This is a genomic window from Streptomyces sp. NPDC058157, from assembly GCF_042884105.1.
In the GTDB taxonomy this organism is placed as follows: Bacteria; Actinomycetota; Actinomycetes; order Streptomycetales; family Streptomycetaceae; genus Streptomyces.
This window is the reverse complement of sequence record NZ_JBHVUQ010000148.1, coordinates 1-19,227: the sequence shown is the minus strand read 5'-3', so window position 1 is coordinate 19,227 and position 19,227 is coordinate 1. Positions and strand designations below refer to the sequence as shown.

Below are 19,227 nucleotides of genomic sequence, written 5' to 3'. Positions count from 1 at the left end.
CCGCCCCCGCCCCCCCCCCCACACTATGGGGGGGCCCCCCGGACGGTTCCGGCCGGGGGGCACCCCACTGGGAAGTCCGTGGCGCGCTGGGCGCCGGGGACTACTTCAGCTTGGTGCCCGTGGAACGCAGGTCACCGCAGGCCTGGAGGACGCGCTTGGCCATGCTCGCCTCGGCCAGCTTGCCCCAGGTGCGCGGGTCGTAGGTGTTCTTCTTGCCGACCTCGCCGTCGACCTTCAGGACACCGTCGTAGTTGCGGAACATGTGGTCCGCGACCGGGCGGGTGAAGGCGTACTGGGTGTCGGTGTCGAGGTTCATCTTCACGACGCCGTTCTCCAGCGCGGTGGCGATCTCCTGCTCGGTGGAGCCGGAGCCGCCGTGGAAGACGAAGTCGAACGGGCTGCTCTTGCCGTACTTCTCGCCGACGCCCTGCTGGAGGTCCTTGAGCAGCTCGGGACGGAGCACGACGTTGCCCGGCTTGTACACGCCGTGCACATTGCCGAAGGAGGCGGCCAGCAGGTAGCGGCCCTTCTCGCCCAGGCCCAGGGCCTCGGCCGTGCGGATGGCGTCCTCGACGGTGGTGTACAGCTCGTCGTTGATCTCGTGGCTGACGCCGTCCTCCTCGCCGCCGGTCGGGGTGATCTCGACCTCGAGGATGATCTTCGCAGCGGCGGCCTTGGCGAGCAGCTCCTGGCCGATGGCCAGGTTGTCGGCCAGGGTCTCGGCGGAGCCGTCCCACATGTGCGACTGGAAGAGCGGGTTCAGGCCCTTGGCCACGCGCTCGGCGGAGATGTCGAGCAGCGGGCGGACGTAGCCGTCCAGCTTGTCCTTGGGGCAGTGGTCGGTGTGCAGCGCGACCGTGACGTCGTACTTGGCGGCCACGACGTGCGCGAACTCGGCCAGGGCGACCGCGCCGGTGACCATGTCCTTGTTGTACTGGCCGCCCAGGAACTCGGCGCCACCGGTGGAGATCTGGATGATGCCGTCGCTCTCGGCCTCCGCGAAGCCGCGCAGCGCAGCGTGCAGGGTCTGGGTCGAGGTCACGTTGATCGCCGGGTAGGCGAACTTGCCTGCCTTCGCCCGGTCGAGCATCTCGTTGTAGACCTCGGGGGTTGCGATGGGCATCTGTCCGCTCCTTGGATGTGCGGGGAGTGTGCTTATTGCGGGCCCTGACCTGGGGGCGACGTCAGACGTCGCGCCTATCTTTCCAGACTCGGCGCGACACTCCACCCCGCGTGACGACCCTCGTACGGCAAGAAGGGTGGGGTGTTTCACGTGAAACACCCCACCCTTCCGGAAAGGCGCAGGTCAGGAGCGGAGCACGGGCTTCCGAGGACCTTCGTCACCAGTTGCGCCGAGCCCGTTCCGAGGCCCCTTCACCACTCCTTCGCGACCACACTCCGAGACGGCCGGGTCGGGTCAGGCCAGGCCCAGGTCGCCGAGCTGGTAGCCGGTGAGGTAGGGCAGGCCCGCTCCGGCGATGGCCTCGGCCGCGCCGCGGTCCACGATGGTGGCGACGGCGACGACCTCGCCGCCGGCCTCGCGGACCGCCTCGACGGCGGTCAGCGGGGAGCCGCCGGTGGTGGAGGTGTCCTCGACGACCAGGCAGCGCTTGCCCTTGACGTCGGTGCCCTCGATGCGGCGCTGCATGCCGTGCGCCTTCTGCGCCTTGCGGACGACGAAGGCGTCCAGGCGCTGCCCGCGCGCGGCCGAGGCGTGCAGCATCGAGGTGGCGACCGGGTCGGCGCCCAGGGTCAGGCCGCCGACGCAGTCGAAGTCGAGGTCGGCGGTCAGGTCGAGCATGACCTGGCCGACCAGCGGGGCGGCCTCGCCGTCGAGGGTGATGCGGCGGAGGTCGATGTAGTAGTCGGCCTCCTTGCCGGAGGAGAGGGTCACCTTGCCGTGCACGACGGCCTTGTCCTTGATCTGCTGCAGAAGCGCATCGCGTACGTCAGTCATGCCCCGAGCTTAAAGGGGCCCTAGCCGAGGCGGCGCCAGGTCCAGGTCGTGGAGACCTCCAGCGGGTCCACCGGGGTGACCAGGCGCGGGAGGGTGTTCAGCCCGTTCGGCGGGCCGGACTGCGGCTCCACGCAGACGGCCTCGGGCTGCTCGTCGTACACGACCACCCATTCGGCGGGGCTGGTGACCTTCAGCTCCAGGTCCCCGGGCCAGGTGAGGGTGACGTCGACCCCGTAGGGCATCCCGAAGCAGTCGTCCCAGGGGCCGGGGAGCGGGTCGATCCGGCGGCCGGTCGGGAGGTGGTCCTCGCCGCGCTCCTCCTGCCAGGCCGGCTCGAAGGCGAGCTGCGCCTCGGCGCCCCCGTCGGTCAGGGTGCGGTTGAACCAGGGGTGCCAGCCGGCCTGGGCCGGGAAGGAGTCCTGGTACGTCTCCACGCCCATGGTGAGCTTGAGGGAGTCCCCGGTCAGCTCGAAGGTCTGCGTCACCCGGCCGGCGTGGGGCCAGGGGTCGGCGAGGTCGAAGTAGAAGGACGCCGAGGTGTCGGTCACGGCGGCGGTCCGCCACGGCAGGTCGCGGCCGAGGCCGTGGATGGCGTGCGGGGGGTGGTTGAGGGGCAGCCGGTGGAGGGTGCCGCCGTCGCGGAACTCCCCGTTGGCGGTGCGGCCGCACCAGGGGACCATCGGGAAGGAGCCGTAGCGCGGGCCCTGGCGCAGCAGCTCGATGCCGTCGACGCGCAGGCTGCCGACGCGGCAGCCGTTCTCCTGGTCGACCGTGATGTCGGCGCCCCCGGCGCTCAGTTGCGTACTCATACGGCCGACCCTACGGCGATCGGGGTCGGCGGGCGCGTGGGCGGCGGCTCGGCGGCGGCTCGGCGGTTCAGCGGCGGTTCAGCGGCGGCGGCGCAGGGCCCGTCCGACGACCACCGCGGAGGCCAGGGCCAGGGCCGCGGCCGGGGCGATCCAGCGCAGGGCGGGGTTGTTCCCGGCGGACGAGGGGGCCGGGACGGGGGCGTAACGGCCGCGCGGCGGCGCGTGGTCGACCTCCTCCGCGCTGCGGCCGATCATCGTGCGGCGGGCATGGGCCGCCTCGGCCGGGGGGTTCGTGGGCGCGGTGGGATCGTCGGCGGCGTCCCCGAGCCCGGCACCCTCCGGGAGTCCGCCGAGTTCGGGCAGGTCGGCGAAGTCGGGGAGGTCGGGGAGGTCGGAGAAGTCCTCGCCCTGGAAGGGGTCCAGGGAGGACGGCGGCACCTCGGTGTCGAACACGGAGGCCGCGCCGGTCCCCGGCTCCCCCTCCGCCCCGGGCTCCCCGGGTCCGGCCTCCTCGGCCAGGTTGGCGCAGAGCCGGTCGAGCAGCCGCCGGACGGCGGTGGTCAGGGCCTCGGGGTCGAGGGCGGCGGTGCGCCCGTCGGCGCCGCCCTCCCCGGTGAACTCCAGCCGGGTCCCGCCGTCGTGGGGGGTCAGCCGCAGCACGACGGACAGCTTGACGCCGCCGTGGCCGCGCACCTCGGCGCCCTCGCAGTCGGCGGTGAAGTGCTCCGGGTCCCGCTCGGCGAGCGCCAGCGTCCCCCGGTAGGTGACGCTGCTGGAGCCGACGCGCAGCCTGAGCCGCCCGGTCACGGCCCCGGCGGCCGCGCCGGCGTCGGCGTCCTGCTGGAGTCCGGGCACGCAGCGCGCCATCCGGGCGGGGTCGCGCAGCACGGCGCGCAGATCGTCTGCCGGTACCGGTACGAACACCTGATGCTCCATGCAGCCGAGCCTACCGACGCGAGCCGCCCGTGCCCACGGACGCGACGGCGCGCGTCAGACAGGGCCCAGGAGTGGCGCGGGTCAGGAGTAGCGCGGGTGCGGGAGGGTGGAGGGCGGCAGGCCGGAGAGGCGGACGCGGGCCGCGTCCCGGGCGGCGTCCTGCAGGCCCCGGGTGGACACCGCGCGCAGGGCGGGCGTGTCGCGGTCCACCCGCAGCTCGGGGGTCCGTTCCCGGGCGGCGAGGACGAAGCCCCAGTCCTGCGGCGGGGCGTCGGTGGCGCCGAGGGCGCGGTCGGGCCCGGCGGCGAAGCCGGAGAGCCGGCCGCCCGCGCTGTAGGGGGTGGTGCGCAGGCCGGCGGCGCGCAGCGTGGACTCGACGGTCCAGTACGTACGGGGCCTGGTGCTCAGCGGTCCCGCGTGGACGGCGATGCGGCCGCCCGGGTTCAGGGCCCGTGCGGCCAGCCCGTAGAACTCCTGCGAGTACAGCTTGGTGCTCGGGGTGATGCCCGGGTCGGGGAGGTCGGAGACGATCACGTCGAAGCGGGCGCGGGCGGCGGGTCCGCGCAGCCAGCGGAAGGCGTCCTGGGAGACCACGCCCAGGCGGGGGTCCTCGTAGGCGCGGCCGTTCAGGGCGGAGAGCATCGGGTCGGTCCGGGCGAGCTCGACCACCCCCGGGTCGAGCTCGACGACGGTGACGGAGACGACGTCCGGGTAGCGCAGGACCTCGCGGGCGGCGAGCCCGTCGCCGCCGCCGAGGACCAGGACCCGGGCGTGCGGGCCGGTCATCGCGGGGTGGACCAGGGCCTCGTGGTAGCGGTACTCGTCGTAGCCGCTGACCCGCAGCCGCCCGTCGAGGTAGAGGTCGAGGGAGCGCGGGGAGCCGGTGGAGGGGCCGGTCAGCACCAGCTCCTGCACCCCGGTCTGCACGGCGACCCGCACCTCCCCGCCGTAGACGGCGGTGCGCGCGACGCGCTCGAAGTCGTCGGCGAGCAGGGTCGCGCAGGCGAGCCCGGCGAGGACCGCCGCGTTGACGGCGAGGAGCAGCCAGCGGCAGCGCCGGCTGAGGTCGCGGCGGAACAGCCACAGGACGAGCCCGCCGCCGACTACGGCGTTGACGGTGCCGGTGAGCATCGCCCCGGTGAGCTGGCCGAGGATCGGCAGCAGCAGGAAGGGGAAGGCGAGTCCGCCGACCAGGGCGCCCACGTAGTCGGCGGCGAAGAGGTCGGCGACGGCCCCGCCGGCGTCCTGTCTGCGGATGCGCTGGATGAGCACCATCAGCAGCGGGATCTCGGCGCCGATGAGCACCCCGATGGCGAAGGAGAACGCGACGAGCGCGGGCCGGGACTCGCCCAGCCAGGCGAAGCTCGCGTAGAGGGCCATGGCGGAGAACCCGCCCAGCAGGGCGAGCCCGGCCTCGATGGCGGCGAAGCCGAAGGCGGGGCGGGTGCGGAGCCGTTTGGCGAGGAGGGAGCCGACGCCCATCGCGAAGACCATGACGGACAGCACGACGGACGCCTGGGTGACGGAGTCCCCGATCAGGTACGAGCCGAGGGCGAGCAGCTCCAGCTCGTACACGAGTCCGCAGGCGGCACAGACGAACACCGTGGCCAGGACGAGGAGTCGGCCGGTCCGGGGCTGTACGGGCAGGGCGGCCGGGACGGTCTGCACGCCCCGCGGCTCCGCCGCCGGGAGCACCCCGCGGGGGGCGGAACGGTCGATCATGCAGCGAACCGTACGTCACCGCCCACTGACACCCTGTCACCCACATGGGTGTAAGTACCGCATCGATCCCGCCAGTTGGCCCAATACGCACCCAACCCGGCCGTACGGCACTGCGGCCCGGCGCGCTAGACCGGCGCCCCCATCCGGACGCCCACCCGGGTCCGGGTGGCCACCAGCTGCCCCTCCTGCGGGTACGCGTGCCAGGTCCGCCAGCGCACCTGCCCCTCGTGGTGCTGGGCGAGCATGGCGGTGAAGGCGTGCGGGTCGCCCGGGAAGGTGCCCGCCAGCCCGTTCGGGTGATCCGCGACCAGCGCGAGCAGCTCCTGGGCCCGTCCCGCGAAGGAGCCGCGCGAAAGGGTCTCCACGCGCGCCGCGAACTCGTACTCCCAGTCCCCCACCCGCTTCGCCACGCCCAGCGGCAGCGGCGTCCGGCTGCCGGGCATGCAGGCGACCGTCTCCGAACAGAGCACCTCGCCCTCCTCCAGGAGCACCTGATGGGAGGCCCCGAGCAGGCGCAACTCCACCTTCGCGTCCTGGAGCTGGAGGTTCAGTACGGCCAGGGCGGGCAGGCGGTCCCGTCCCAGGGCCCAGGCGAGATCGGCGGCACGCGTGTCGGTGTAGGTGGTCTGGAGGGTCGTGAGCATGAGTCGGCTCCGCAAACGCGCGAGGGAGAGGGGCCGGACCCCGCCAGCGGTATGCAACGGGTGGGGGGACACCGGCACGGGTCCGCAGGAAGTCCAGGGAGGTCCTCCGTGGACTGGTCTACTCAACCGAGGGAATCATGAAAGGCACGGCACTCACAGCGTTTTTACCCAACTTGACGGGGTTTACATCCCCTCGGGGGCTACCCGGTTCACGTGTTCACCAACAGGCCGTCCGTACGCCTTCGTACGCGCCCGAACAAGAAGACGCCCGAAGGAAGTTGTCCCCGCCGGGCGCCCTGTCCACACGGCCGCCGCCGCCCCGCTCCAGTGTCAGCTCCCTCCGCATCCGCCGCCACCGCAGGAGGAACCGCAGGACGATCCGCAGGAGGACGAAGAACCGCACGAGGACGAGGAGCCGCAGGAGGAGGAAGACCCCCCGCCGCCCGCCCACCAGCTGCCGCCGGAGCTCCCGCCCCCGCCGAAACCGCCCCCGCCGGAGAGCTTCCTCGCCACCCAGACGACCACCGCTGCGATCGCCCCCACGACCAGTACGACGACGACCATGGCCATCGCCCCCTTCCTGACGCCCCGGTCCCCCGGGGAACGGGATCCCCGCGTCCCGCGTGCAGGGGGGATTCCCGTGGCCCGAACCCGCCAAAGCACACTTGAGCAACTCCAGAGGTTCCCCGCAGGATGGCGCCCATGAGCGCACCCGCGGACAGCGACCGCCCCTTCCTCAACCGCCGCCTGGCGGCCTTCGGCACCACGATCTTCGCGGAGATGTCGGCCCTGGCCGCCCGCACCGGGTCGATCAACCTGGGCCAGGGCTTCCCCGACACCGACGGCCCCGCCGAGATCGCCGAGGCGGCCGTCCGGGCGATCCGCGACGGCCGCGGCAACCAGTACCCGCCCGGCCCGGGCGTCCCCGAGCTCCGCGAGGCGATCACCGCCCACCAGCAGCGCTTCTACGGACTCGGCTACGACCCCGACACGGAGGTCCTGGTCACCGCGGGCGCCACCGAGGCCATCGCCGCCGCCCTCCTCGCCCTCCTCGAACCGGGCGACGAGGTGATCGCCCTGGAGCCGTTCTACGACTCCTACGCCGCCTGCATCGCCATGGCCGGCGCCGTCCGCGTCCCGCTGACCCTGCGCGCCCCCGACTTCCGCCCCGACCTCGACGCCCTGCGCGACGCCGTCACCCCCCGTACCCGCCTGCTCCTGCTCAACACCCCCCACAACCCGACCGGCACCGTCCTGACCCCCGGGGAACTCGCCGCCATCGCCGAGCTGGCCGTCGAACGCGACCTCCTCGTCGTCACCGACGAGGTCTACGAGCACCTGGTCTTCGAGGGCGGCCACACCCCGCTGGCCTCCCTGCCCGGGATGCGCGAGCGCACCGTCACCATCTCCTCCGCCGGCAAGACCTTCTCCTTCACCGGCTGGAAGGTCGGCTGGATCACCGCCCCGCCCGCGCTCGTCTCGGCCGTCCGCTCGGCGAAGCAGTTCCTCACCTACGTCTCCTCCGGCCCCTTCCAGTACGCCGTCGCCGAGGCCCTCGCCCTGCCCGACACCTACTACGACGGCCTCCGCGCCGACCTCGCCGCCAAGCGCGACCTGCTCACCGAGGGCCTCACCGCCGCCGGCCTGCGGGTCTTCCGCCCGCAGGGGACGTACTTCATCACCACCGACATCTCCCCCCTCGGGGAGAAGGACGGCCTGGCCTTCTGCCGCGCCCTGCCGGAGCGCTGCGGGGTCGTCGCCATCCCCAACCAGGTCTTCTACGACGACCAGGAGGCCGGCGCCACCCAGGTCCGCTGGGCCTTCTGCAAGAAGACGGAGGTCCTGCGCGAAGCCGTGGACCGGCTGAGGGCCCTCTAGGCCGGCCGTGGGCGCCTCCACGCAGCGGACCGCGCCCGCCCCCGCGCGGACCCCTCCGAGACCGGTCCCGGCCCGCCCGGCCGGGACCGCGCTCGCCGTGTTCGCCGGCGTGCGCGGCGCCGGGGCGCTCGTGGTCTGCCTCGGGGCCTGGTGGGCCGGGCGCGACCCGGTCAAGGTGCTGGGGGGCTCCTGGGACTCCTTCTGGTACCTGTCCATCGCCTCCGGCGGCTACGGCCGCACCCAGATGTGGCCCGCCTCCGACTCCATCCAGAGCGACGCCGCCTTCTTCCCGCTGTACCCGGTCCTGGTGCACCTCTTCGGCGGCGGCCCCGTCGCCGGGCTCGCGGTGGCCTGGACGGCCGCCGCGGTGGCCGCCGTGGGCGTGTACCGGGTCGGGGAGCGGGTGCTCGGTGCGCGGGCCGGGGTGCTGCTCGTCGCGCTGTGGGCCTCGCTGCCGCACGCGGTGGTGCTGGACCTCGGCTACACCGAGCCGCTGCTGTGCGCGCTGGCCGCCTGGGCGCTGTACGCGCTGTTGCGCGGGCGCTGGATGTGGGCGGCCTCCCTGGCGGTGCTCGCGGGGCTGACCCGGCCGACCGGGATCGCCGTGGCCGCCGCCGTGAGCCTGCCGGCCCTGCGGGAGCTGCTGCGGGGCAACCGGGCGCCCGAGGTGTGGGCGGCCGGGCTGCTGGCGCCCGCGGGCTGGGCGGCGTACGTGCTGGCCGTCGGGGCGCGCCGCCGCGAGCTGCTCGGCTACTTCACCGTGCAGCGGCAGTGGGGCTCGCGCTTCGACTTCGGCGCGGGCACGGTCGCCTCCGTGGTCAAGGTCCTGACCGGCGGGAACGTGACCCTCCCGGTGGCCGTCACCGTGGCCACGCTGGCCGTGGCGGGGCTGTGCGCCGTGCTCCTGCTGCTGGACCGGGCGCCGCTGCCGCTGCTGGTGTACACCGCGGTGCTGCTGGTGATCACCCTCGGCGGGGCGGGGTTCTTCGAGTCGAAGCCGCGGTTCCTGCTGCCCGCGTTCCCGCTGCTGCTGCCGCTGGCCGCCGCGACGGCGAAAGCCCGGCCGCGCACGGCGGTCGCGGTGACCGCCGGCATGGCCGGGCTGTCGTTCGGCTACGGGGCGTACCTCCTGCTCGTGGCGAAGGTGCCCCTGTAACGGGCCGGGGGGCGGGGACGCCTACGCGTCGTCCCCGTCCTCGGAGCCGGAGTCGCCCTCGGCGGAGTCGATCTCCTTCTCCAGGCCGAGCTGCTCCACGAGCCACTTGTCGAACTCGATCGACGCGCGGACCCAGCTGACCGTGGAGGACACGAAGTGCTCCAGGCTGACGCCGGTGCCGATCAGCATCTGCGCCTCGCCGATGAGGCGGACCGAGCCGTCGTCGTGGGTGTGGCTGTAGACCTTGGGCCACAGGGTGCGGCGGTTCCAGTCGTCGATCGACTCGAGCAGCTGCGGCTTGTCGTCGAGGGCGTGGGGGCGGTCGTAGAAGGTCCGGACGGAGAAGACCTGCTGCTCGCCCTCACCGCGGAACATGAAGTACGTGCGGAAGTCCTCCCACGGCGCCGCGAGGTCACCCTCGTCGTCGAGGACGTACTTCAGCTCCATCTGCTCCAGGAGCTGCTTGACCAGGTCCTGGTCGGGGACGACGGGGCCCGCCGGTCCTGTCGCCTGCGGTTCGGGCTGCCCCCCGAAGTTCGGAATCGAGGCCGGGTCGATGCTCACCGTGTACTTCCCTTCGTGCGGATACAGCCATCCTCCACCATCGCGCCCACCCCCTGTCCACCCCCGCACCACCGATCCGCTCCGGGCGGACACGGGGGCGCGGCGGTCCTTACGGATGCGGGGCTACAGGGCCCGGCCGACCAGCAGGTCGTCACCGGCCACGTCGACCCGTACGGTGTCGCCGTCCCTGACCTCGCCGGACAGGATCTCCTTGGCCAGCCGGTCCCCGACGGCCGTCTGGATCAGGCGGCGCAGCGGGCGCGCGCCGTACGCCGGGTCGTTGCCCTTGTCGGCCAGCCAGGCCAGGGCCTCGGGCGTGACGTCCAGGGCCAGGCGGCGGTCGGCGAGGCGCTTGGCGAGGCGGGAGATCTGCAGCTCGGCGATGTGCGCCAGCTCGTCCCGGGTCAGGGCGGAGAAGACCACGAGGTCGTCGAGGCGGTTGAGGAACTCGGGCTTGAAGCTCGCCCGGACCACCTCCAGCACCCGGGCCTTCTTGTCCTCGGCGGAGGTCGCCGGGTCGACCAGGAACTGGCTGCCCAGGTTCGAGGTGAGGATCAGGATGGTGTTGCGGAAGTCGACCGTGCGGCCCTGGCCGTCGGTGAGGCGGCCGTCGTCGAGGACCTGGAGCAGGATGTCGAAGACCTCGGGGTGGGCCTTCTCGACCTCGTCCAGCAGCACCACGCTGTACGGGCGGCGCCGGACGGCCTCGGTGAGCTGGCCGCCCTCCTCGTAGCCGACGTAGCCGGGCGGGGCGCCGACGAGCCGGGCCACGCTGTGCTTCTCGGAGTACTCCGACATGTCGATGCGGACCATGGCCCGCTCGTCGTCGAAGAGGAAGTCCGCGAGGGCCTTGGCCAGCTCGGTCTTGCCGACGCCCGTGGGGCCGAGGAAGAGGAACGAGCCGGTCGGCCGGTCCGGGTCGGCGATACCGGCGCGGGTGCGGCGCACGGCGTCCGCGACGGCCCGTACGGCCTCGGTCTGGCCGATCAGGCGGCGGCCCAGCTCGTCCTCCATGCGCAGGAGCTTCTGGGTCTCGCCCTCCAGGAGGCGGCCGGCCGGGATGCCGGTCCAGGCGCCGACCACGTCCGCGATGTCGTCGGGGCCGACCTCGTCCTTGACCATGGCGTCCTTGGCGGGGCCGGCCTGCGCCTCCTCCTCGGTGGCCTCGGCCAGCTCGCGCTCCAGGGAGGGGATCTCCCCGTAGAGCAGCTTGGAGGCGGAGTCGAAGTCGCCGTCGCGCTGGGCGCGCTCGGCCTGCCCGCGCAGGTCGTCCAGGCGCTCCTTGAGCTCGCCGACCCGGTTGAGGGACTGCTTCTCCTTCTCCCAGCGGGCGGTGAGCCCGCGCAGCTCCTCCTCCTTGTCGGCGAGGTCCTTGCGGAGCTTGTCCAGGCGCTCGATCGAGGCCGGGTCGGACTCGTTCTTCAGCGCCAGCTCCTCCATGCGCAGCCGGTCGACGGAGCGCTGGAGCTCGTCGATCTCCAGCGGGGAGGAGTCGATCTCCATGCGCAGCCGGGAGGCGGCCTCGTCGACGAGGTCGATGGCCTTGTCGGGCAGGAAGCGGGAGGTGATGTAGCGGTCGGAGAGGGTGGCGGCGGCGACGAGGGCGCTGTCGTTGATGACGACCTTGTGGTGGGCCTCGTAGCGGCCCTTGAGCCCGCGCAGGATCGCGATGGTGTCCTCGACGGTGGGCTCGGCGACCAGCACCTGCTGGAAGCGGCGCTCCAGCGCCGGGTCCTTCTCGATGCGCTCGCGGTACTCGTCGAGGGTGGTGGCGCCGACCATCCGCAGCTCGCCGCGGGCCAGCATGGGCTTGAGCATGTTGCCCGCGTCCATGGCGGAGTCCCCGCCGGCGCCGGCGCCGACGACGGTGTGCAGCTCGTCGATGAAGGTGATGATCTGGCCCTCGCTCGACTTGATCTCGGCGAGGACGGTCTTGAGGCGCTCCTCGAACTCACCGCGGTACTTCGCTCCGGCGACCATGGCGCCGAGGTCGAGGGAGACGAGGCGCTTGTTCTTCAGGGACTCGGGGACGTCGCCCTTGACGATGCGCTGGGCGAGGCCCTCGACGACGGCGGTCTTGCCGACGCCGGGCTCGCCGATGAGCACCGGGTTGTTCTTGGTGCGGCGCGAGAGGACCTGGACGACGCGCCGGATCTCGTGGTCGCGGCCGATGACGGGGTCGAGCTTGCCCTCGCGGGCGGCCGCCGTGAAGTCGGTGCCGAACTTCTCCAGGGCCTTGTACTGACCCTCGGGGTCGGGGGTGGTCACCCGCCGTCCTCCTCGTGCGTTCTCGAAGGCGGCCAGCAGCTTCTTCGCGGTCGCGCCCTGGGCGGAAAGGACCTCACCGGCCGCGCCGCCCTTGGCGGCGACGGCGATGAGGAGGTGTTCGGTGGAGAGGTAGTCGTCGCCGAGGGCCTTCGCCTCGGAGTCGGCCTCGGCGAGCACGGCGAGCAGGTCCCGGCTGGGCTGCGGCGGCGCGACCGTGGAGCCGGTGACGCTGGGCAGGGCGGCGAGCAGCCGTTCCGCGCCGGCGCGGACGGCGGCCTGGTCGGCCTCGGTCGCGGCGAGCAGGTCGGTGACGTTCTCGTTGTCCTCGCCGGCGAGCAGGGCCAGCAGCAGGTGCGCGGGGGTCAGGTCGGCGTGGCCGTCCTTCACGGCCCTGCTGGTGGCCGCGTTCAGGGCGTCACGGCTCTTGTTGGTCAGCTCGGCGTCCACTCTCGGTTTCTCCTCTCCGGCGGGACTGTCACAACTCTGACTGGTTCAGCGTCTGCAAAGTTGAGTCTATTCCACTCAAGGCAGGATTCGGTCCGGACATATGCTTCGGGCCATGTCTGTTTCGAAGCCGGTCCACGACGTACTCAACCCGACGCCCGACTACCTCGCCTTCTGGCGGGAGCGGCACGTCTGCACCCTGACCACCCCGCGGCCCGACGGCACCCCGCACGTGGTCCCGGTGGGGGTGACCTACGACCCGGAGGCCGGGCTCGCGCGGGTGATCAGCAACAAGCACAGCAAGAAGGTGCGCAACGTCCTGGAGGCACCCGGCGGAGCGGCACGGGTCGCGGTGTGCCAGATGGAGGGCCGGCGCTGGGCGACGCTGGAGGGGCGCGCGGTGGTCCGCGCCGACGAGGCCTCGGTCGCGGAGGCGGTCGCGCGCTACGCGGAGCGGTACGGGCGGACGCCCTCGCCCAACCCCGACCGGGTGGTCCTGGAGATCACACTGGACCGCGCCATGGGGCGCGCCTGAGAAAAACGGCCGGATTCGAGCGGTCCTCGAGTGGACCCCCGGCATTTCTCAGCGGATCCTCACCCGGATGTCCTGTTCGGGCACTGGACGCGGACAGCACAACGGCGCCATCGTGGTCAGGTCCACGATGGCGCCGTTGTGTGGGGGAAGCACCTGGAGCGATCTGCAACGACGGGGGAATCGCCTCAGGCACTGCGGGGGGTGGCGGTGGTGATATCGGGTTCGAAGAGCTGGTGATCACGCTGATCGAGGTTGACGAAGACCATGCCGTACCGCACTTCGCAGCGGACGGGCTGCGGTGCGCCCCGGGGGCGGCGCAGGCAGCGGTAGGCACGGACGTCCTCGTCCTCCTCGCGCACGATGACGATCGGCTGGCCGAACAGGGTGACCATCAGCGAGTCGCCGGCATAGGGAATCGCCGTTGCGAGGTCGATGAACTGCCAGCCGGAGCGGTACGCCGAAGCCATCTCGCGCCGGAAGTCGCGGTCGTCGGGGGTCATCAGGCGGCCGACTTGGGGGTGAAGTTCCAGCCGCTGTCCGGCTCGCCGTTCGTCGTGGCGACCGAGCCACCGTCCTTCGGCGCGACGTTCCAGCCGCTGTCGCCGGAGGCCAGGTTGTTCCAGCCGCTGTCGCTCTCACTCGCCGGTGCGGCGTTCCAACCGCTGTCGGCCCGAGCGCTCCCCGCATCGCCATGGACGGCGCTGACTGCCCCAAAGACCGCAACAGCGGAGAAAACAACGGCAAGCGCCGAGCGAAGCATTCTCTTGTACATGGTCGGCTTCGTCCTCACTTGATGGAATCCTCTCCCCCGCACGTCAGACCATGGCTCATTCAGGCACGTTACGGCCACAGGGACGATGCATCATGTTCTTGCATGTTCAGGACCCTGGGGGGTGGAGATTTGCCCATAACAGACACAAACCCGACACATCCCCACCCCGTCACATCGATGTGCGACGAAGGTGCACGACTCTACGCAGCGGCGCTCAGCACGGGACGCGTGCCTCGGAGCGAAGTGGCAAACGCCCCCTGCCTGCTCGAATTCGCACTCCTGCGACCCGACCCGGATGACGCGAACCAGCTCCGCGCAGTTCCACCCTCGGTGGCACTCGCGCAGCGGCTGCAGCCGCTGGAGCGCGAGATCCAGGAGCGGCGGCGCAACGCCATCGACCTCACCGATGCATTCGAGCCGTTCCTGACCATCAGCGCACAGAACCCCGCCAACACCCACGCCATCACGGTGCTGGAGGGATTCGACCAGATCAACGCCGCCCTCGACCTGGCCACGGCCGAGTGCCACACGGAGATGCTGACGGTCCAGCCGGGCGGCGCGCGGCCGTCCTCCGCCCTCAGCGAGGCCCTGGAGCGCGACGCCCCGCTGATCGACCGCGGCGTGAGCATCCGCACGCTCTACCAGCACACGGCCCGGCACAGCCAGGGCACGCTCGCCTACGTGGACCGCATCTCCGCGGGCAAGGTGGAGATCCGCACCCTCGAGGAGCTCATCGAGCGGCTCATAGTGTTCGACCGGACCGTCGCCTTCATCCCCGCCAGCGACGACCGGCGCGTGGCGCTGGAGCTGCGCCACCCCGGGCTGGTGGCCTACCTCATCAAGGTGTTCGAGCAGCTCTGGCGCCGCGCCGTGCCGCTGACCGACGAGGTCACCTACACGCACAGCCCCGACGGCATCTCCGGCGTCCAGCGCTCCATCGCCCAGCTCCTCATCGAGGGGCACGTGGACGAGGCGATCGCCCGCCGGCTGGGGATGAACGTACGCACCTGCCGCGCGCACATCGCCAAGCTGGCCACCGCCCTCGGCAGCGGCAGCAGGGCGCAGCTGGGCTACCTCATCGCCCAGTCCGGCATCCTGCACAGCGGGAGCGACGGCGAGGCGGCCACGGGCTGCCAGGGGCCCGCTGACGGGCTCACCGCGCCCCGCTGAGGAAATCCCCGGGGGATATGCCGAAGGCCCCGCCGGGCCCCCACGAGGGGGCCCGGCGGGGCCTTCGCACGCACCTGTCGGCCGGGCCGTCAGTCCATCGGGCGCTTGGGACGCCAGACGACCAGGGCGCTGCCCGGCTGCGGCGGCTGGTACGGGACCAGGTCGCGGCGGTACGAGGCGTGCACCGCGGCCTCGCGGGCCTGGAGGGCGGCGGCCGCACCGTCCACGGCGGCGGACAGTTCGGCGACGCGCTGCTGGAGCGCGGCCACCTGGTTCTCCAGTTCGATGATCCGCTTGATGCCCGCCAGGTTGATGCCCTCGTCCTGGGACAGCTGCTGCACCGTGCGCAGCAGCTCGATGTCCCGGGCCGAGTAGCGCCGGCCGCGCCCGGCCGTGCGGTCCGGGGAGACCAGGCCGAGGCGGTCGTACTGGCGGAGGGTCTGCGGATGGAGTCCCGAGAGCTGGGCGGCCACCGAGATCACGTAGACCGGGGTCTCGTCGGTCAACTGGTAAGCCCCGTCACCGAAGCGGGACTGTCGTCGGCGGCCTTCCATGTCAAGCTCCCTTCGCGGACTCGAACAGCAGGGCGCGCGGATCCTCCGACCCGGTGGCGTCCCGGTACATCTCCAGGGCCTCGCGGGCCTTGTCGGACAGTTCCGCCGGTACCGCGACCTCCACCGTGACGAGCAGGTCGCCGCGGGTGCCGTCCTTGCGGACCGCACCCTTGCCGCGGGCCCGCATCGTACGGCCGGTCGGGGTGCCCGGGGGCAGCTTCAGCGTCACCGCCGGGCCGCCCAGGGTCGGGACCTTGATGTCGGCGCCGAGTGCCGCCTCGGCGATCGTGACGGGCACGGTCACCGTGAGGTTGTCGTCCTTGCGGCCGAACACCGGGTGCGTCCCGACGTGCACGACGACGTAGAGGTCGCCCGCCGGGCCGCCGCGCTCGCCCGGGGCGCCCTTGCCGCGCAGCCGGATCCGCTGGCCGTCGGAGACGCCCGCCGGGATCCGGACCTGCATGGTCCGGGAGGACTTGGCGCGCCCGCTGCCCTTGCAGACCTCGCAGGGGTTCTCCGCGATCAGGCCGCGGCCCTTGCAGTCGGCGCAGGGGTCGGTCAGCGAGAAGCCGCCGCCGCTGCCCCGGGAGACCTGCCCGGTGCCGACGCAGGTCGGGCACACCCGGGGGGTGCCGTTCTGGTCGCCGGTGCCCGAGCAGGCCTTGCAGGGGGCCTGCGAGGACATCCGCAGCGGGACCGTCGCCCCGTCCACGGCCTCCGTGAAGGAGAGCGTGACCTCGGACTCGATGTCCTGGCCGCGGCGCGGCTGGGTGCGGGTGCCCGCACCGGGGCCGGCGCCGCGGTTGAACAGGCCGCCGAAGACGTCGCCCAGGCCGCCGCCGAAGCCGCCCTGGCCGCCGCCCTGGGCGCCCCCGAAGAGGTCGCCCAGGTCGAAGTTGAACGAGCCGCCCCCGCCCGGACCGGGGCGGAAGCCCCCGTTGCCGAACAGGGCGCGGGCCTCGTCGTACTCCTTGCGCTTCTTGGCGTCGCCGAGGACGTCGTTCGCCTCGGAGATCTCCTTGAAGCGCTCCTCGGCCGAGGCGTCGCCCTTGTTGGCGTCCGGGTGGAACTCGCGGGCGAGCTTCCGGTACGCCTTCTTGATCTCGGCCTCGGTGGCGTCCTTCGGGACACCGAGGACCTTGTAGTAGTCCTTCTCGACGAAGTCCTTCGTGCTCATCCCCGGTGACCCTCCTCCCGGATACCTACATGGTGTGCGTCAGCCCTTGTCGGGGGCATCCGTGTCCTTGTCGGACGGCGTGTCGCCGTCGGCGGACTCGGACTTCCCGGCAGGGGCCGCGCCCGGCTGGGGCTCGGCCACCGCGACCCGCGCGGGGCGGATCGTGCGCTCGCCGATCCGGTACCCCGGCTGCAGGATCGCCACGCAGGTCGTCTCGGTGACGTCCGGCGCGTACGAGTGCATCAGGGCCTCGTGGATCGTCGGGTCGAAGGGCTCGCCCTCCTTGCCGAACTGCTGCAGCCCCATCTTGGCGGCGGCCGTCTCCAGCGACTCGGCGACGGACTTGAAACCGCCCACCACCTCGCCGTGTTCCCGGGCCCGGCCGATGTCGTCCAGGGTCGGGAGGAGCTCCGACAGCAGGTTCGCGACCGCGATCTCCTTGACGGCGACCCGGTCCCGCTCCACGCGGCGGCGGTAGTTCTGGTACTCGGCCTGGAGCCGCTGGAGGTCCGCGGTGCGCTCGCCGAGCGCGGTACGGGCCTGGTCCAGCTGCGCCAGGAGAGCGACGTCCTGAGCGTCCCCGGCGGGGGCCGCCTTCTCCTCCTCGGAGGAGTCGGCGGCCTTCGCCTCGGCGTCGTCAGCGGCCGAGCCGGTGGGGACTTCGGGCTTCTCGTCGAAGCCCGGGGTCTCCTCCGACATCAGACCTGGCCGCCCTTCGGCTTGTCCTCGTCGACGATCTCGGCGTCGACGACGTCGTCGTCGGCCTTGGCCTGGCCCGCGTCACCGGCACCGCCGGCGGCCTGGGCGGCCTGCGCGTCGGCGTAGATGGCCTGGCCCAGCTTCTGGCTGACCGCGGCGAGCTTCTCCGTGGCGGTGCGGATCTCGGCGGCGTCGTCGCCCTTGAGCTTGTCCTTCAGCTCGGTGACGGCCGTCTCGACCTCGGTCTTGACCTCGGCCGGGACCTTCTCCGCGTTGTCCGCGAGGAACTTCTCGGTCTGGTAGACGAGCTGCTCGCCCTGGTTGCGGGACTCGGCCGCCTCCTTGCGGCGCAGGTCCTCGTCCGCGTACTGCTCCGCCTCCTGACGCATGCGGTCGACCTCGTCCTTGCCGAGCGAGGAGCCGCCGGTGACGGTCATCTTCTGCTCCTTGCCCGTGCCGAGGTCCTTGGCCGTGACGTGCATGATGCCGTTGGCGTCGATGTCGAAGGAGACCTCGATCTGCGGGACGCCGCGCGGGGCCGGCGGCAGGCCCGTCAGCTCGAACATGCCGAGCTTCTTGTTGTACGCCGCGATCTCGCGCTCGCCCTGGTAGACCTGGATCTGCACGGACGGCTGGTTGTCCTCGGCCGTCGTGAAGATCTCCGACCGCTTGGTCGGGATGGTCGTGTTGCGCTCGATGAGCTTGGTCATGATGCCGCCCTTGGTCTCGATACCGAGGGACAGCGGGGTCACGTCGAGGAGCAAGACGTCCTTGACCTCACCCTTGAGCACACCGGCCTGGAGGGTGGCGCCGATGGCGACGACCTCGTCCGGGTTGACGCCCTTGTTGGCGTCCTGACCGCCGGTGAGCTCCTTGACGAGCTCGGCGACGGCCGGCATGCGGGTGGAGCCGCCGACCAGGACCACGTGGTCGATCTCGGACAGCGCGATGCCGGCGTCCTTGATGACGTTGTGGAACGGGGTCTTGCAGCGGTCGAGCAGGTCCGCGGTGAGCTGCTGGAACTGGGCGCGCGTGAGCTTCTCGTCCAGGTGCAGCGGGCCCTCGGCGGAGGCCGTGATGTACGGCAGGTTGATGGTCGTCTCGGTGGACGACGACAGCTCGATCTTCGCCTTCTCGGCGGCCTCGCGCAGACGCTGGAGCGCCATCTTGTCCTTGGACAGGTCGACGCCGTGGCCGTTGGCGAACTGCTTCACCAGGTAGTCGACGACGCGCTGGTCCCAGTCGTCGCCGCCGAGGTGGTTGTCACCGTTGGTGGCCTTGACCTCGACGACACCGTCACCGATCTCCAGGAGGGACACGTCGAAGGTGCCGCCGCCGAGGTCGAAGACGAGAATGGTCTGGTCGTCCTTGTCGAGACCGTAGGCCAGGGCGGCGGCCGTCGGCTCGTTGACGATGCGCAGGACGTTGAGGCCCGCGATCTCGCCGGCCTCCTTCGTCGCCTGGCGCTCGGAGTCGTTGAAGTAGGCCGGGACGGTGATGACCGCGTCCGTGACCTTCTCGCCCAGGTACGCCTCGGCGTCGCGCTTCAGCTTCTGCAGGATGAAGGCGCTCATCTGCTGCGGGTTGAAGTCCTTGCCATCCAGGTTGATCTTCCAGTCAGTGCCCATGTGGCGCTTGACGGAGCGGATGGTCCGGTCCACGTTCGTGACCGCCTGGCGCTTGGCCACCTCGCCGACGAGGACCTCGCCGTTCTTGGCGAAGGCGACGACGGACGGCGTGGTCCTGGCACCCTCGGCGTTGGTGATGACGGTGGGCTCGCCGCCTTCGAGAACGCTGACGACGGAGTTAGTGGTGCCCAGGTCGATGCCGACCGCACGTGCCATTTCGATTCCTCCAGCTGACTTGAGTGGAACAGACTCAAGAATGCACGGTCGCCGCCCCGGCGTCAACAGAGGTGAGCCTTGGGGGCTCAACCTTTAGG

Annotated in this window: 18 protein-coding genes; 4 read left to right on the top strand and 14 right to left on the bottom strand. The window is 71.9% G+C overall.

Annotated features, from left to right (window positions below):
* Window positions 1-100: 100 nt before the first annotated feature.
* The 6 genes from fbaA to ACFVXK_RS28470 form a co-directional block, all read right to left on the bottom strand.
* Window positions 101-1,123, bottom strand: a complete 1,023-nt coding sequence (fbaA, locus tag ACFVXK_RS28495; RefSeq protein WP_389616784.1) for a class II fructose-bisphosphate aldolase — start codon at window positions 1,121-1,123, stop codon at window positions 101-103.
* A gap of 294 nt (window positions 1,124-1,417) precedes the next feature.
* On the bottom strand, window positions 1,418-1,957 hold the full coding sequence (pyrE, locus tag ACFVXK_RS28490) for an orotate phosphoribosyltransferase (protein ID WP_389616782.1): 540 nt from the start codon (window positions 1,955-1,957) through the stop codon (window positions 1,418-1,420).
* A gap of 20 nt (window positions 1,958-1,977) precedes the next feature.
* Complete coding sequence (locus ACFVXK_RS28485) at window positions 1,978-2,766, bottom strand: aldose 1-epimerase (RefSeq protein ID WP_389616779.1); 789 nt, start codon at window positions 2,764-2,766, stop codon at window positions 1,978-1,980.
* A gap of 78 nt (window positions 2,767-2,844) precedes the next feature.
* Window positions 2,845-3,702 carry an SRPBCC family protein gene (locus ACFVXK_RS28480; protein ID WP_389616776.1) on the bottom strand — a complete coding sequence of 286 codons (858 nt, stop codon included), beginning with the start codon at window positions 3,700-3,702 and terminating at the stop codon, window positions 2,845-2,847.
* A gap of 81 nt (window positions 3,703-3,783) precedes the next feature.
* Window positions 3,784-5,424 carry a polyamine aminopropyltransferase gene (locus ACFVXK_RS28475; protein ID WP_389616773.1) on the bottom strand — a complete coding sequence of 547 codons (1,641 nt, stop codon included), beginning with the start codon at window positions 5,422-5,424 and terminating at the stop codon, window positions 3,784-3,786.
* 125 nt (window positions 5,425-5,549) lie between these two features.
* The gene (locus ACFVXK_RS28470) at window positions 5,550-6,068 is read right to left on the bottom strand and encodes a DUF2617 family protein (RefSeq protein ID WP_079428290.1); all 519 of its coding nucleotides are present in this window, start codon (window positions 6,066-6,068) and stop codon (window positions 5,550-5,552) included.
* Between the two features lie 693 nt (window positions 6,069-6,761).
* On the opposite strand from ACFVXK_RS28470, the gene ACFVXK_RS28465 reads away from it, so the two are divergent.
* Both ACFVXK_RS28465 and ACFVXK_RS28460 read left to right on the top strand, forming a co-directional pair.
* Window positions 6,762-7,946: a pyridoxal phosphate-dependent aminotransferase gene (locus ACFVXK_RS28465; protein ID WP_389616770.1), complete on the top strand. Its 1,185-nt coding sequence runs from the start codon at window positions 6,762-6,764 to the stop codon at window positions 7,944-7,946.
* Between the two features lie 7 nt (window positions 7,947-7,953).
* A complete protein-coding gene (locus ACFVXK_RS28460; RefSeq protein WP_389616767.1) occupies window positions 7,954-9,102 on the top strand; it encodes a hypothetical protein in 1,149 nt (382 codons plus the stop codon).
* Window positions 9,103-9,123: 21 nt separating this feature from the next.
* Here the strand turns inward: ACFVXK_RS28460 and ACFVXK_RS28455 are convergent, their stop codons facing one another.
* Window positions 9,124-9,666: a YbjN domain-containing protein gene (locus ACFVXK_RS28455; RefSeq protein ID WP_388943004.1), complete on the bottom strand. Its 543-nt coding sequence runs from the start codon at window positions 9,664-9,666 to the stop codon at window positions 9,124-9,126.
* A 123-nt stretch (window positions 9,667-9,789) separates the two neighbouring features.
* Window positions 9,790-12,381, bottom strand: a complete 2,592-nt coding sequence (gene clpB, locus ACFVXK_RS28450) for an ATP-dependent chaperone ClpB (RefSeq protein ID WP_389616763.1) — start codon at window positions 12,379-12,381, stop codon at window positions 9,790-9,792.
* 112 nt (window positions 12,382-12,493) lie between these two features.
* Here clpB and ACFVXK_RS28445 point away from each other — a divergent pair, with 112 nt between their 5' ends.
* Window positions 12,494-12,913, top strand: a complete 420-nt coding sequence (locus ACFVXK_RS28445) for a TIGR03618 family F420-dependent PPOX class oxidoreductase (protein WP_358897957.1) — start codon at window positions 12,494-12,496, stop codon at window positions 12,911-12,913.
* 185 nt (window positions 12,914-13,098) lie between these two features.
* On the opposite strand, the gene ACFVXK_RS28440 is transcribed toward ACFVXK_RS28445, so the two are convergent.
* A complete protein-coding gene (locus tag ACFVXK_RS28440) occupies window positions 13,099-13,413 on the bottom strand; it encodes a (2Fe-2S)-binding protein (protein ID WP_042820115.1) in 315 nt (104 codons plus the stop codon).
* Window positions 13,413-13,685: a hypothetical protein gene (locus ACFVXK_RS28435; RefSeq protein ID WP_389616760.1), complete on the bottom strand. Its 273-nt coding sequence runs from the start codon at window positions 13,683-13,685 to the stop codon at window positions 13,413-13,415. The genes ACFVXK_RS28440 and ACFVXK_RS28435 overlap by 1 nt, the downstream gene beginning before the upstream one ends.
* A gap of 102 nt (window positions 13,686-13,787) precedes the next feature.
* Between ACFVXK_RS28435 and ACFVXK_RS28430 the strand changes: the two genes are divergently transcribed.
* Window positions 13,788-14,855: a helix-turn-helix transcriptional regulator gene (locus ACFVXK_RS28430; RefSeq protein ID WP_389616757.1), complete on the top strand. Its 1,068-nt coding sequence runs from the start codon at window positions 13,788-13,790 to the stop codon at window positions 14,853-14,855.
* A gap of 89 nt (window positions 14,856-14,944) precedes the next feature.
* On the opposite strand, the gene ACFVXK_RS28425 is transcribed toward ACFVXK_RS28430, so the two are convergent.
* From ACFVXK_RS28425 to dnaK, 4 genes are read right to left on the bottom strand one after another with little or no spacing between them, the layout of a single operon-like run.
* Entirely contained in the window at window positions 14,945-15,409 is a 465-nt protein-coding gene (locus tag ACFVXK_RS28425; RefSeq protein ID WP_079428299.1) for a heat shock protein transcriptional repressor HspR, read from the bottom strand.
* Window position 15,410: 1 nt separating this feature from the next.
* Window positions 15,411-16,586, bottom strand: coding sequence for a molecular chaperone DnaJ (dnaJ, locus tag ACFVXK_RS28420; RefSeq protein ID WP_389616754.1), 1,176 nt, complete (start codon window positions 16,584-16,586; stop codon window positions 15,411-15,413).
* A gap of 39 nt (window positions 16,587-16,625) precedes the next feature.
* A complete protein-coding gene (gene grpE, locus ACFVXK_RS28415) occupies window positions 16,626-17,285 on the bottom strand; it encodes a nucleotide exchange factor GrpE (protein ID WP_389616751.1) in 660 nt (219 codons plus the stop codon).
* The gene (dnaK, locus tag ACFVXK_RS28410) at window positions 17,285-19,129 is read right to left on the bottom strand and encodes a molecular chaperone DnaK (protein WP_389616748.1); all 1,845 of its coding nucleotides are present in this window, start codon (window positions 19,127-19,129) and stop codon (window positions 17,285-17,287) included. Before dnaK ends, grpE begins: the two co-directional genes overlap by 1 nt.
* Between the last annotated feature and the right edge of the window lie 98 nt (window positions 19,130-19,227).